This is a genomic window from Denitrobacterium detoxificans, from assembly GCF_015062615.1.
Lineage (GTDB): Bacteria > Actinomycetota > Coriobacteriia > Coriobacteriales > Eggerthellaceae > Denitrobacterium > Denitrobacterium detoxificans_A.
Map to the genome: position 1 here is coordinate 123,344 of NZ_SUUH01000007.1, position 13,009 is coordinate 136,352.

Annotated in this window: 13 protein-coding genes and 1 tRNA gene; 12 read left to right on the forward strand and 2 right to left on the reverse strand. The window is 58.7% G+C overall.

What is annotated here, in order from left to right; genetic code table 11:
* Positions 1–558: 558 nt before the first annotated feature.
* The 3 genes from E7002_RS08585 to E7002_RS08595 all read left to right on the forward strand — a co-directional run bounded on the left by E7002_RS08585 (position 559) and on the right by E7002_RS08595 (position 4,434).
* Complete coding sequence (locus E7002_RS08585; protein ID WP_156501513.1) at positions 559–732, forward strand: hypothetical protein; 174 nt, start codon at positions 559–561, stop codon at positions 730–732.
* A gap of 216 nt (positions 733–948) precedes the next feature.
* Entirely contained in the window at positions 949–2,730 is a 1,782-nt protein-coding gene (locus E7002_RS08590; protein ID WP_303728483.1) for an FAD-binding protein, read from the forward strand.
* Positions 2,731–2,979: 249 nt separating this feature from the next.
* The gene (locus tag E7002_RS08595; protein WP_303728485.1) at positions 2,980–4,434 is read left to right on the forward strand and encodes a response regulator transcription factor; all 1,455 of its coding nucleotides are present in this window, start codon (positions 2,980–2,982) and stop codon (positions 4,432–4,434) included.
* Positions 4,435–4,512: 78 nt separating this feature from the next.
* Here the strand turns inward: E7002_RS08595 and E7002_RS08600 are convergent, their stop codons facing one another.
* Positions 4,513–5,190: a YitT family protein gene (locus tag E7002_RS08600; RefSeq protein WP_303728486.1), complete on the reverse strand. Its 678-nt coding sequence runs from the start codon at positions 5,188–5,190 to the stop codon at positions 4,513–4,515.
* A 396-nt stretch (positions 5,191–5,586) separates the two neighbouring features.
* Here E7002_RS08600 and E7002_RS08605 point away from each other — a divergent pair, with 396 nt between their 5' ends.
* The 9 genes from E7002_RS08605 (at position 5,587) to E7002_RS08645 (ending at position 12,484) form a co-directional block, all read left to right on the forward strand.
* Entirely contained in the window at positions 5,587–6,441 is an 855-nt protein-coding gene (locus E7002_RS08605) for a glycoside hydrolase family 25 protein (RefSeq protein ID WP_303728487.1), read from the forward strand.
* 311 nt (positions 6,442–6,752) lie between these two features.
* The gene (htpG, locus tag E7002_RS08610) at positions 6,753–8,720 is read left to right on the forward strand and encodes a molecular chaperone HtpG (RefSeq protein ID WP_303728488.1); all 1,968 of its coding nucleotides are present in this window, start codon (positions 6,753–6,755) and stop codon (positions 8,718–8,720) included.
* Positions 8,721–9,304: 584 nt separating this feature from the next.
* Positions 9,305–9,682, forward strand: coding sequence for a helix-turn-helix transcriptional regulator (locus E7002_RS08615; protein WP_303728489.1), 378 nt, complete (start codon positions 9,305–9,307; stop codon positions 9,680–9,682).
* Positions 9,683–9,706: 24 nt separating this feature from the next.
* Positions 9,707–10,072, forward strand: a complete 366-nt coding sequence (locus E7002_RS08620; protein WP_303728490.1) for a NifB/NifX family molybdenum-iron cluster-binding protein — start codon at positions 9,707–9,709, stop codon at positions 10,070–10,072.
* A 214-nt stretch (positions 10,073–10,286) separates the two neighbouring features.
* Positions 10,287–10,362, forward strand: a tRNA-Thr gene (locus E7002_RS08625).
* Positions 10,363–10,493: 131 nt separating this feature from the next.
* Positions 10,494–10,772, forward strand: a complete 279-nt coding sequence (locus tag E7002_RS08630) for a type II toxin-antitoxin system Phd/YefM family antitoxin (RefSeq protein ID WP_303728491.1) — start codon at positions 10,494–10,496, stop codon at positions 10,770–10,772.
* Entirely contained in the window at positions 10,765–11,031 is a 267-nt protein-coding gene (locus E7002_RS08635) for a type II toxin-antitoxin system RelE/ParE family toxin (protein ID WP_303728492.1), read from the forward strand. Before E7002_RS08630 ends, E7002_RS08635 begins: the two co-directional genes overlap by 8 nt.
* Positions 11,032–11,228: 197 nt before the next feature.
* The gene (locus E7002_RS08640) at positions 11,229–11,732 is read left to right on the forward strand and encodes a VanZ family protein (RefSeq protein WP_303728493.1); all 504 of its coding nucleotides are present in this window, start codon (positions 11,229–11,231) and stop codon (positions 11,730–11,732) included.
* A 230-nt stretch (positions 11,733–11,962) separates the two neighbouring features.
* The gene (locus E7002_RS08645) at positions 11,963–12,484 is read left to right on the forward strand and encodes a ferritin (RefSeq protein ID WP_303728494.1); all 522 of its coding nucleotides are present in this window, start codon (positions 11,963–11,965) and stop codon (positions 12,482–12,484) included.
* A gap of 85 nt (positions 12,485–12,569) precedes the next feature.
* Here E7002_RS08645 and E7002_RS08650 read toward each other — a convergent pair whose 3' ends face one another.
* A complete protein-coding gene (locus E7002_RS08650; protein WP_303728495.1) occupies positions 12,570–12,779 on the reverse strand; it encodes a cupin domain-containing protein in 210 nt (69 codons plus the stop codon).
* Positions 12,780–13,009 lie beyond the last annotated feature (230 nt).

A 13,009-nucleotide genomic window follows, 5' to 3' on the forward strand; every position in this document is an offset into this window, starting at 1 on the left:
ACACGCATCGGCTATGTGCAGCACGCGATATGTGCTTGTTAAGCGGCTCGGGATTGTCCCGAGCCGCTTTTTCGTGCGCGGTTTCGCCCTTGCGGCCCTTTACTCCTCGCGTCTGCCCTTGCCTGCGCTTTTGCCTTTTCCGGAAAAGGACAGCATGTGCGAATCGTTGCTTCATGCGACCTGGGGTTATGCGCTGAGAAGGGGGCGAAATCGCTCTTAGCAAGACTCAAACCCGTCCTTTTCCGGAAAAATGCACTCAATCATATGGCGTGTGTGCTCGTGGGCTGACCGGCGAGGGTTCCGAGGGCTGATTGGTGGGGGCGAGGGCCAGGCTTCCTTTTCCGAAAAGGAAGCCTGTTGTCGCGTTGAAATCTTGTCGACCAGGGCTTTTGTTGCACATGCGCTCCGAATCGGTCGGGGAGAGTGTCGCGAGCGTGCCTTTTTCAGAAAAGGAACGCTCGCTCCCTCGTGGGGTTTTCGGAAATATGGATTAACGGAATGAGCGCGAAAAAATCTGCGCCTATAATGGCGTGAAACAATTCAAGGGAAGAGGATCGAATGACGGAATACTGGCTGCGTGTAATCCTGGGCGTGCTTGTCCTGCTTGTTATCGTGGGCATCGTCTTGCAGCTCGTGCGCGTGGTGGCGCACCTTGCGGCGCTCGTGATTGTGGGCGTGCTCATTGCCGCCGGGCTCTTCGCGCTCACGAAGTTCTTGGACTCGCGGGCGTAGCGTGCGCAAAACGCATCAACCCTGCTCTCACCAGGCTAAACATCCCCTGTCAACCCTAATGGTTGACAGGGGATTTCTCATTTTTCAACCCTTCGAGGCGGTTTGCGGGGTCGAAAAAGTTGCCATGATGGCCCTATAGAACGCAGGGCTCGCCGATTGGGCCCAGCGGGAGGGAAGCGCGCGGATCGAGCGCGCACGATCGAGAGGATCAACAACATGGAAATCAGTCGTCGCAATTTTCTAGCCGGCGCGGGCATTGCCGCTGCAGGCGCTGCCGCCATGGGCCTTGCGGGCTGCGCAAGCCCGAAGAGCGCAAGCTCCAAGACCGCTGAGACCACCACGTCTTCTAACGGCACCACGGTTGGCTATGACGGCACGGGCACCATGCCCTGGCTGCCGGAAGAGCCCAGCATTACCGATTCGGACATCGAAGAAGAGATCGACTGCGACGTCGTAATCTGCGGCCTGGGTGCCGCCGGCGTTCCCGCTGCGCGTGCCGCTGCCGAATCCGGCGCGAGCGTCGTGTGCTTCGAGAAGTCCGCTTCTTTCAACAGCGTTGCCAGCGACATGGCCATCTATGGTGGCGAAACCCAGAAGGCCTGGGGCCGCGGCGACGGCGACGAACTGCTCGACAAGGACATGCTCTGCGAAGAGCACATGATTGGCGGCAGCCATCGCAGCGACTACAGCATCGTGCGCCGCTGGGCCGACGAATCCGGCGCTGCCCTGGACTGGTTCATCAAGCCCTGCTCCGACCTGTACATTTCCAACACCAGCTACGGTGAGATTCCCGCTGAGGGCCAGAGCAACTACCTGTTCCCCTATTTCGTGCCCATGCTGGAAACCTATGACTACACGAAGGAATCCATGCCCTGCTATCCCACGTCGGTGGGCTTCAGCAGCCTTGCTACCTGCATGAAGGAGAACCTGCAGGTTGCCATCGACGCGGGTGCCGACATCCGCTACACCACGCCCGTCGTCGACCTGATCGTTGACGACTCCGGCGCTGTGACCGGCGTGTACGCTCAGGCTCATGGCTCCAAGAAGTACATCAAGTGCAATGCCAAGAAGGGCGTCGTCATCACTACGGGCGACTATCTGGCCAACGAGGAAATGACCAAGTTCTTCCAGCCCAACAACATCGAGAACGAGATCCCCATTCTCTGCGTTGCCATGGACGCCGACGGCGAGTACTGCCTGCAGGGTGACGCCCTGAAGATGCTGGCCTGGCACGGCGCCGAAATCGAGCGCAGCCACGCTTCCATCATTCATCACATGGGTGCGGGCGCTGGCGCCGACGGTCGTGGCGTTATCGGCAACAACGGCTACCTGTGGCTGAACAAGCGCGGCAAGCGCTTCATGAACGAGGACGTTCCCGGTCAGCAGGTTGAGAACCAGGTTGAGAACCAGCCCGGCAAGGTTGCCTACCAGTTCTTCGATGCCGCTTGGCCCGATCAGCTGAAGTACTTCCCGGCTGCTCACGGCATCGCGTGCTACTACCTGGAAGAGGACCTGCCCGAGTACACGGCTTCCGGCCTGCGCATCAACTGCCGTACCAAGAAGGATATCGAGGACGCCGTCGCCGATGGTCGCTGCGTCACCTCCGACACCATCGAAGGTCTGCTCGCACAGCTCGAGGGCATCGACGTGGAAACCGCCAAGGCTTCCATCGAACACTACAACGAACTGGCGAACGCCGGCGTCGACACCGACTTCGGCAAGGTTTCCAGCCGCCTGTTCCCCCTGTCCACGCCTCCGTTCTACGCAGCCGAGTGCGGCGTTGCCCTGAACCTGGGTTCCCTGGGTGGCGTTGTTTCCGACGCTGACTGCCACGTGTACAACACCGACGGCGAGATCATCAAGGGCGTGTACGTTGCTGGCGCTCCCCAGGGTGGCCGCTTCAACGTGCAGTACCCCATCGACCTGAAGGGCATGAGCTGCGGCATGTGCATGATGTTCGGCAAGATCGCCGGCGAAAACGCTGCCAACCAGGCGTAAGCGAATATCTCGACAGAAAGCGGGTTCTCACATCCCCCTCCCACGAGTTCCCGCTTTCTCTTTTCCCTCTGCCCGAGCGCGTCTGCAGCGCCTCGGGCTTTTTCATGTGCGCACCGTGCGCATGGGCGTTCAAATGGCCGTGTCGTATAATGGGTGCGTGCATATCGAGTGGGCGTGGGGGCGCTTGCTCGTACGTTTCGCATACGAACATGCTTTCCTTGGGAGGAGAGAACCACGAATCGCACGACTATGTCGTTTCGTACGACGCAGGTGTTCGGCCTCTGTTTCTACCTGGCCTGGATGTACCTGGTTTTCAACGGAACGCTCTCCATCAACGTAGATCTTCGAAGCGGTCATACGCTTCTTTGGGTGCACGTCATATCGTCGGTAGTGGGCGTGGTCACCTATGCGGGCATCGTTGCGTTTTCCCGACGTACCGTTAGGCAGTTTGCCACCAGGCGCGCGCTCGTCATTGCGGGTGCGGTCATGGCGGCTGGTACGGCCATGGCCGTGCTGCCGGGAAACGATATCCCCGATATCGTGCGCTACGTGGGCGGCGCGCTTACGGGCGTTTCGTCATGCTGGGTCATCGTGTACTGGGGCTCGTTGTTCAGCAGCCTAGAGCCGCGGAATATGGTTCTGGCCACAGGTGCATCGTTCTTCTTCGCCTTCCTGGTGTACTACGGCGTCCTGCAGCTACCCGAATACGTGGTGTTCGCCGTTCAGGTGCTGCTTCCCCTTGCGGCCACGCTTCTTCTGCCTCGTCCCGCCAACGTCTCATCCGTGCTCGCCGCGCAGCAGGAACCAGGGGTTATGCCCAACGAGCAAGCTATGAACGTGCTGGGCGAATTCCGCTCCGACGACGCGTCTGCGCGCATGATCGTTCCCGCCAAGCGCCTGCCCTGGCGCATTATGCTTGGCATTCTGGTAGTTATGTTCGTGTACGGCGGCGTTCGCGTGTACGTGGGCTCCGTTGACAGCCAGGATGCGGCCGTACTGGCGCCTACGCTGCTCATGAGCCTGGGTATTTCCATCCTGGCCGTTGCGTGGGGTGCGTTCTTCACCAAGGGGTCCGCTTCCTTGGGGGACATCTACAAGATGGCTTTGCCGTTTTTGGCTACGACGTTGCTCGTTCTGGTAATCTTCGGGCGCGAAAGCCCCATCGTGATTGCCTCGCTCGCCACGGCGTGCAACGTCACCATCGAGATCCTCTCGTGGATCCTCATGGCCGACCTCGCTCGCACGAAGCGCGTTCCGGCATTCATCGTGTTTGCCATGGGCCGCGGTGCCGTTCAGCTGGGCATGCTCTTGGGACAGCTGTTCGCGATTGCCTGCCTAGACGAACGCGCGCCCTTTGCCATCGTCTCCATCTTCGTGCTCATGATCGCCGCGGGCTTCCTGTTCGAAAGCGAAGATACCGAGCTGGTCTTCGAGGCGCCCAGTCCCGAAGAGCGCGAGGCCATGGAGGAGCGCACGGGTACGTCGTTTGATGCGCGGCTCGATGAGGTGGCGAAAAACGCCCAGCTCACGGCGCGTGAAACGGAAATCTTCAAGCTGTGGGCCACGGGTCATGGCTCGAAGTACATCCAGGAAAACCTGGTCATCAGCCCGGCTACGGTGAAGACGCATGTGCGCCACATCTACGAAAAGTGCGATGTGCATAGCCGGGCCGAAATCATTGCCCTGCTTGAAGCGGGCGAATAGGTTGCTTGGACGCTCGTCTGGGCTGTGGGGTGGGCTGCTTGTTTGCAGCTTGCCGTGCCGCCAGGGCGGGCCGCTAGGTTATTCGGCTGCCTGCTCGGTCTTCGGCTTGGGCAGGATGAAGCGCTCGAAGGCGCCAAAGTACTTGCTGTAGAAACCCACGATCGTGCCGGTGAGCAGGGCGGCAATGACCGTGCCCTCGCGCACCGTAAGCTCGCCTTGCACGAAGATGAGACATAGCACGAGCGCGAGGATCGCCATGGTGGTGTCGGAAATGACACGCATGAGCGCAAAGCTCTTTCCCGTGCGCTTTACCAGGGCGTTCGTGAATCCATCGCCCGCCATGACGCCTACGCGCGAAATGAGCGTAAGGTACGCGCCGAATGCGATGATGGCCGAGCTCAAAAGCACGCCCACCAGGCGCACTGCGTACATTTCCGGATTGAAGGCGCCAAGCAGGAACATGGAGAAGTCCACGATGCTGCCGAATGCCAGGGCAAAGATGACTTCCTGCACGATTTCGCGCACGCTAATCTCGTGGATGGTAAGTGCCGTCTGCAGCACTACCAGGAAGATGTTGAACGCTGCAACCCAGGTGCCATAGGAAAACTGGCTGATGACCAGCGAGAGGGTATAGGGGAGCGCGGATATTGCGGATGTTCCCAGGCCCGATTTCGTGAACAGCGCTACGCCAAACGAAATGCAGAAGATGCCAAGAAACAGGATGAAATAACGATAGACAATCTCGGATGCTTTCAAGTGATTATGCCTCAGCTTTCTCGATGCGGGGTCCGTGGTTCAGGAAGAACGAGCAGGTGCAGCAGTACTCTTTCACGGCCGCGCTACGGTCTACCGTAGGCTCTAGCAATTCGAGTACGTCAGCCTGCTTGCGTTGCGGTCGCGAGCATTCGGCGAATGCGCAATCGACCGGGCATCGCCCGCCGAGCATAGCGTGAGGACAGTGATCGTAGTTGTTTGCGTCTCCTTCGCAGCCTCTAATTTCCCAACATTTACTCATTTACATCTCCTTCTGTCGCTTGGCAATGATAGCATTCGAAGATGACGAATACATGAGCCTAACCTGTTTTGCGGCTCCATAAGTACCGTAGATGGGTATTCGGAGTGCTGGATATACCATATGTTGGGGAGGGTCATATGGCGTACCAAAACAATAGTCCGCGTGGGTCGCATGCGATTTCCCCGCATCGCGATACGTTCGTGTTGCGCTTTCGCTTCGTGGGGTTTGCCCTCATCGCGCTTGCCGCCATTGCCGCCGTCTTCGCGTTTCGTGCGTGCAATGCAGCGGTAGAGCCCCAGGAAGACGCGCAGGCGGAAGTCGTCTCGTACGACTGGTCGTGCTTGCACGTGGAAGGCGATCGCTACAGCTACGTAGTAGATGGCCAGGTGAAATCGAAGCTGGGCATCGACGTTTCGGATTTTCAGGGGTCCATCGATTGGGACGCCGTGGCGCAGGACGGCATTTCGTTTGCGTACGTGCGCGTGGGAAATCGCGGCGCCGAAACGGGCACGTTGTATGCCGACGAGCTGTTCGAGGACAACCTTTCGGGCGCTCAGGCGGCTGGCTTGCCTTGCGGCGTATACTACTTTTCCCAGGCTATAAACGAAGACGAAGCGCGCGAGGAGGCGCAGTTCGTGCTCGACGCGCTGGGCGGTCGTTCGCTGGAATACCCCATTGCCTACGACTGCGAAGAGGTGAGTGGCCTCCAATCGCGCATCGAGGGACTTTCCGTAGAGCAGATGACGGCGAATGCCAAGGCGTTTTGCGAGGTCATCGAAGCGGCGGGTTACGAGGCAATCATCTATGGCAATGCAAACGATTTCGCACGGTACAACGTGCAGGATCTGAGCGCGTATCCATTCTGGTATGCCAGCTACAATGAACTGCCGTATGGCGCCACCACCTTCATGCTGTGGCAGTACACCGACGGGGCAACCGTGTCGGGCGTGCCCACGGCCTGCGACATGAGCATTCAAATCGAGCTTTCCTAAGTCAATTTTGCTGCCTCGGTGGACGGGCGCGGGGGCTTGCGTCTGTTGCTGCAGCGGCCTTCGATAGGCAGCTCTGCTGCTGCGTGGGCGGTCGCGGCTTGGCTCCGCCGTCGCGTGGGCGGTTATTTGCCTAATTCCCGTTGCTGCGACGGGTTACCAATTGGTGACACGGCCGTGAAGTCGAATCTCCTTCGCTTGCACGCTTTCCCGCTCTCACTATAATCATGTTTTGGCACTCAAAGGGTCCGACTGCTAATTTGTGCGCAATGGCAGCCGGTACGTCGTATGCAAATGGAAAAGAGGTCGACTACATGCGCAAATTCAAAACAGAGAGCAAGAAGCTTCTCGACTTGATGATCAATTCGATCTACACCAACCGGGAAATCTTCCTGCGCGAGCTCATCAGCAATGCGTCCGACGCGGAAGACAAGCTCTACTTCAAGAGCCTTACCGATTCCAGCATCCAGCTGGGGAAGAACGACCTTACCATTCGCGTGTCCTTCGACGCCGACGCGCGTACCGTCACCGTTTCCGACAATGGCCTGGGTATGGACAAAGACGGCCTGGATGCGAACTTGGGCGTTATCGCCCATTCCGACAGCCTGGAGTTCAAGACGGCGCAGGCTGCCAACGCTGCGGGCGCTGCCGACGAAGCCGCAAGCGCCGAGGATGATGAGCGCGAAGAATCCGCCCAGGTAAGCGACGTGGACATCATCGGTCAGTTCGGCGTGGGCTTCTATTCCGCGTTCATGGTGGCCAAGAAGGTGCGTGTCGTGACGCGCAAGTACGGCGACGAGCAGGCCTGGGTCTGGGAAAGCGATGGCGTAGAGGGCTACACCATCGAGCCGGGCGAGAAGGAAGGCCACGGCACCGATGTCATCCTGTACCTGAAGGACAACACCGACGAGGAGAGCTTCGATACCTTCGCCAGCGAATTTGGCCTGAAGGACCTGATCAAGCGCTATAGCAACTACGTGCGCTATCCCATTCAGATGATGTGCACGAAGAGCCGTCAGAAGCCGAAGCCCGAAGATGCGGGCGACGACTACAAGCCCGAGTGGGAATCGTATTCCGAGCTGGAAACCATCAACTCCATGACGCCCATTTGGAAGCGTCGCAAGAGCGAGGTCTCGCAGGACGAGTACAACGAATTCTATAAGAGCCAGTTCCATGACTTCACCAACCCTGCGCGCACCGTTTCCGTGCATGCCGAGGGTGCCATTTCCTACGATGTGCTGCTGTTCATTCCCGGCCGCGCGCCGTTCGACCTGTATAGCAAGGATTACCAGAAGGGCTTGGAGCTCTACAGCAGCAACGTGCTCATTATGGACAAGTGTGAAGAGCTGGTTCCCGATTACTACAACTTCGTGCGCGGCGTGGTGGACAGCCAGGACCTTACGCTTAACATCAGCCGCGAGACGCTGCAGCATAACAGCCAGCTGCGCGCCATCGCCCACAAGGTCGAGAAGAAGATCACCGGCGAGCTGAAGAAGATGCGCGACAACGAGCGCGAAGACTACGAGAAGTTCTTCGAGAACTTCGGTCGCGGCCTGAAGTACGGCATCTATAGCACGTACGGCTCCGCCAAGGGCGAGCTGGGCGAGCTTTTGCTGTTCTACTCGGCCAAGCAGGAGAAGATGGTCACGCTCGACGAGTACATTGAGGCCATGCCCGAAGATCAGAAGGCCATCTACTATGCCGCCGGCGAAAGTGCCGAGCGCCTGCAGAAGATGCCCATGGTCACCGGCGTCCTCAGACGTGGCTACGACGTGCTGCTGTGCACGCAGGACGTGGATGACTTCTGCATGCAGGCCATGATGAACTACAACGAGAAGGATCTGAAGAACGTTGCCGGTGGCGACCTGGGCCTGGAAAGCGAAAGCGACAAGACGGCAGCCGAGGAGGCTACCAAGGAGCACGAAGCCCTGTTCACGGCGATGAAGGATGCCCTGGGCGACAAGGTCGTGCGCGTGGCGGTGTCGCCGGTGCTCACCGACGCCCCTGCCGCCATCACCTCCGAAGGTCCTGTGAGCTTGGAGATGGAGAAGATCATGGCGGGCATGCCCGACGCCAACGGCATGCCGCATTCGCAGCGCGTGCTGGAGGTCAACGCCAAGCACGACGTGTTCAAGGCGCTTGCCTCCGCTCAGGAAGCGGGCGATTCCCAGAAGGTTTCCGACTACACCGAGCTGTTGTATGAGCAGGCTCTTCTCATGGAGGGGTTGCCCATCGACGATCCGGTGGCGTTCGCCCAGCGTGTTTGCGCGCTCATGAAATAACTCGCTCGCGGGGCGGGGTGGGGCATGCGCTCCCCTACGCACCCGCTCCGCTGCTCGCGCGGCGCTTGCTGCTGGGTGGTTTTAGGGCCCGAGGGGTTGTGCCCCTCGGGCTCTTTTGCGTCCTGCGGGTTGCGCCGCGCTCGTGCGCTCGCTGCTTCATGTTTGGACTGGTCCGACGACGGGGCCGCCGGGTGCTCGTGCCGCCGATGGCGGCCCGGCAGCCCGGCGGCCCCGTCGTCGGACGGGCCAGCTGAGCTGGCCCAAGGGGAAGTTGGTTTTCAGAGTGCGTTGGGGAGCGCATGCCCCACCCCGCCCGACGGCCGAGGGGGCGAGCGCGCGTCGCTGGGCTTCGTCGGCTCGTCGCTGGAGGTCAATGCAAGCCGGGTTGACGAGCTGTTCCGCCCTTCGGGCGGAATGCGCTCGCTCTGGGGTGGGTGCGGTCCCGTTCGCTTTCGCTTTGCGAAAGCTCAACTGTCCGGGTCGGGTTCCATCCCGTTTGTTTTCGGCTTTGCCGAAAACTCAGCTATGAGGGTTGGGGCTTGCTGTTGACGGCGCGCAAAAGAACGCTAGAATTCATTTAAGTTATGACTGAAGTAAATGAACGGACATCCATCGATTTCGGAATTGCCTTGAAAGCGCTGGCGGAGCCAACGCGTTTCAAGATTGCCCAGTTGCTGCTTGAGCGGCATCATTGCTCGCGCTCCATTTCGAAGACACTCGGCATAAGCGAATCGGCCGTGTCGCAGCATATGTCGGTGCTGAAGAAGGCTGGCTTGGTCGAGGGCTTTCGTCATGGGTATCACGTGCACTACGTGCTGCGCCCCGAGGCGCTTCGCGCGATGACTGCGCATCTCGAGCAGTGGATTGAACGTACGGAACGCATCGAGGATTGCCACGAGACGAACCCGTGCCGCTTCAAGTTGGACGACGGCACGAATGGGTGCTTGTACCGTTCGGAATAGACGAGAGAAGAGAGAGGCGCGTCCATGAAGCTTGCCATCCCTAGCGAAACCGATGCACAGCTGGAAAGCGTGCGCAGTGGCCACTTTGGCCATACGCCGTATTTCACCATCGTGAACTTCGACGAGGATATGAACATCCTTGGCACCGAGGCCGTGAAGAATGTCGACCACGACCAGTATGGTTGCGGTGGCGTTATCGATTACGTGCTTGGCCTGGGCGTCGATGGCATTCTTACCGTGGGCATGGGCATGCCGCCGCTGATGCGCTTCACGCAGAATGGCGTGACGGTGTATTCCGAAACGCAGACCCCCAAGGTGGGCGATGTTGCGCGGCTGTTCGCAGAGGGCAAGGTCAATGTCATGTCCCCCGAGGCGGCGTGCCGCCACTAGCGGGGCATTAGAGTAAGCGCTTCCGTTTGCTGCTGGCGTTGGTCTGGGTGGTGTTCCGCCTAGGCCAGCGCCCTTTTTGCGTATCGCTGCTTACGTGGGTTTCGCCATGGTAACAACAAGGTCATGTGCGGATTGTGAGGGCGCGTAGGGGTGTTGCGCGCTGCAGGAAATTCCTTTATACTCCTACCTTGCGTTTCGCAATGAAACGAGGTTTGCCAACGTGGCTCAGCTGGTAGAGCAACGCACTCGTAATGCGTAGGTCAGCGGTTCGAATCCGCTCGTTGGCTCCAGAAACTTACAGGCTGTCGGTTCGCCGGCAGCCTGTTTTGTTTGATTCTAAAACGTAGCATGCTTGTAATATAAATGGCGTGGATTATGGCGTTAATTCTGACTAGAATAAGCGTGTCGGAAGGAGCCTAAAATGACAGCCCTTACAGCTAGCGTTGCGGAAGCGCGGAACAATTTTTCCCGCATTGCCGAACAGGTCAACCAAACTGGCCGCGAGGTGGTCGTGTTTCGTCACTCAAAGCCATGGGTAAAGATTAGCCCTGTGGGTGCGGTCGATTCCGAAGCTGAATACGTGGACGTAATGGATGCCGTTATCGAACGCGGCCTTGCCGATTACGAAGCGGGCAAATATGTTGTCGGCGTCGATGCTGCTCGTGCTGAGCTTCAGAGGCGCGTGAGCGAACGTGGCTGAGGTTCTTTACGCTGATTCTTTCTTTGATGAGCTTATCCAAGTCGAAAGCAGCCGCGTACGCGACAACATCATCGATGCAACTGCGCTGCTCGCCCAAATTCCTGAGATGGGTTCGGCAAATCTTCCATCTTCCATTGTCCTGAAATATGGTACCGACGTTCGCAAACTCGTCGTTTCTCCCTTTTTGGTGCTTTACAAGCTTCTTCCCAATGAGCGCGTTTTGGTTATTGGCGTTATGCATTATCGAGCCGCATTCTAGCGGCCCGCGTGCAGGGCGATTTATCCTCTTTATCTCACTATTGGAATGCGGGATTTTAACGAGGGCGTTTCCATAATTGACCTGCGATTTAAGTCGGAATCGGACACGCATTTCTACCTATAACCTAAATCGCCCCGTGTGTGTGCGAAAATGGGAGACCTCGTACGGTTGATTCGTGATGCGAAGGAGCGATGTTGTTGGCAAGGAAGTTGGAGAGCAGGCGGGTCGCATTGCGCTGGCTTGCCGTTGTCCTTTGGGCGATCTTCATCTTCTTCATGTCGAGCCGCGATGCCACGCAGCTTTCCGAAGGGTTCTTCGAGCAGGCGAAACAGCTGCTCGCTGCGGTGCTGAACGCCTTGCTTGGCTACCACGAGGACCCCGTTTCGCCCTTCTGCCATTTTTGCGAGTACACGGTGCTGGGCGCTCTTCTGGCTAATGCCCTGCGGGCCCACATGCGAAGCCTGCGTACTGCCTGCCTTGCGGGCGTCGCCATTGCCAGTGCCTACGGCATCACCGACGAGGTCCATCAGCTTTTCGTGCCCGGACGCTTTTGCGACCCCGCCGATTGGGTGGTCGATATCTGCGGAGCGGTATTGGGCGCTCTAGTTCTCTACCTTGTCGTTCGTTTTCGCCACGGAGCGTCATGCGACCGTGGCCGACAAGACACGCATGACGCTGCACTGGGCTCGGAGCTGCGGTAATCGCATGCTTTGGGTTGCAATCCGGCTATCCCGCTGATTCTTGGGCAACCGACCGCCAGCCCCTGGAACCGCAAGCTAGTTCTGCGGGGCCAGCTTTTTCGCGTACTGCTTGGCTTGTAGCAGCCAGGCCGTACGTTTTGTCGTGGTCGCGCTTTGGGGGTATCATCGATCTTGGACCTTCGATGAGGGAAAGCGTCCAGTCTATTTCGTGTTCGCCGAAAGGAGCACACATGGATCCAAAGGTGTACGAACTAATCAACGACCAAATCAACAAGGAGCTTTACTCCGGGTATTTGTACCTTACCTTCGCAGATTTCTACGAAGCGGAAGGCCTGAAGGGCTTTGCCAACTGGTACATGATTCAGGCGCAGGAAGAGCGTGACCACGCCCTGATCTTCCGCAAGTATCTGCTGGACAGCGACTGTCCGGTGAAGATGAAGGCCATCGACGAGCCCGATAAAACCTTCGAGGCGGGCGACCACATGGGCCCGCTGGAGGCTGCGCTGGTGCATGAGAAGTACGTGACGAGCCTGATCAACGACATTTACGCTGCAGCCTATGACGCTCATGACTTCCGTACCATGAATTTCTTGAACTGGTTTGTGGACGAGCAGCTGGAAGAAGAGGCCAATGCTAGCGAAATGATTTCGAACATGCAGCTGTTCGGGGGCGACCCGAAGGGGCTGTACGACCTTGATCGCGAGTATCTGGCACGTGTCTACAATGTGCCTTCGCCCTTGGCAGCTGAATAGTTGACGACCCAAAATGTAGGCTGGCGGGGAAGACTCTCCGCCAGCCTTTTTCATTCCGCATGATAGCGGTTCCCTTGTTCGCGTCCTAATCCTGTACGAAGTCCTCGCGGTATGGCGTGAACGTGTCGAGCAAGATACCAGGCTCCAAGCAAACGCAGCCATGAACGATACCATCGCGCTTGAGCATGGTGTCGCCAGCCTTCACTACGTGCTTTTCTCCGTCGATTTCGAATTCGAACTTCCCACTTACCACATAGGTAATCTGCGTGTGCGGATGGCTGTGCAACGCTCCCACGCCCGTGCGATGCCCCACGACCCGGCGAGCGGAACCCAACCGCAGCAGGGCGGACAGCGAAGCGCCTCCGCTCGTGCGACGGCTCCCAATCGGCCCCAGGTCCCCAAGAGGTCCTGCACGGATGGGACGGCTGTGGCGCAACCACCAGTTGTTGGGCCGGCCCGCGTCCCCCTGCGGGGGCACTCTGAAAGCAAACCAGAAACGCGCTATGCCCGGGGCTTCCGGAGGCG

What these genes read in the sequence shown, in the direction of transcription:
- E7002_RS08585 (WP_156501513.1), top strand. Translation starts at nt 559, where the DNA reads ATGACGGAATACTGGCTGCGTGTAATCCTGGGCGTGCTTGTCCTGCTT.
- E7002_RS08590 (WP_303728483.1), top strand. Translation starts at nt 949, where the DNA reads ATGGAAATCAGTCGTCGCAATTTTCTAGCCGGCGCGGGCATTGCCGCT.
- E7002_RS08595 (WP_303728485.1), top strand. Translation starts at nt 2,980, where the DNA reads ATGTCGTTTCGTACGACGCAGGTGTTCGGCCTCTGTTTCTACCTGGCC.
- E7002_RS08605 (WP_303728487.1), top strand. Translation starts at nt 5,587, where the DNA reads ATGGCGTACCAAAACAATAGTCCGCGTGGGTCGCATGCGATTTCCCCG.
- htpG (WP_303728488.1), top strand. Translation starts at nt 6,753, where the DNA reads ATGCGCAAATTCAAAACAGAGAGCAAGAAGCTTCTCGACTTGATGATC.
- E7002_RS08615 (WP_303728489.1), top strand. Translation starts at nt 9,305, where the DNA reads ATGACTGAAGTAAATGAACGGACATCCATCGATTTCGGAATTGCCTTG.
- E7002_RS08620 (WP_303728490.1), top strand. Translation starts at nt 9,707, where the DNA reads ATGAAGCTTGCCATCCCTAGCGAAACCGATGCACAGCTGGAAAGCGTG.
- E7002_RS08630 (WP_303728491.1), top strand. Translation starts at nt 10,494, where the DNA reads ATGACAGCCCTTACAGCTAGCGTTGCGGAAGCGCGGAACAATTTTTCC.
- E7002_RS08645 (WP_303728494.1), top strand. Translation starts at nt 11,963, where the DNA reads ATGGATCCAAAGGTGTACGAACTAATCAACGACCAAATCAACAAGGAG.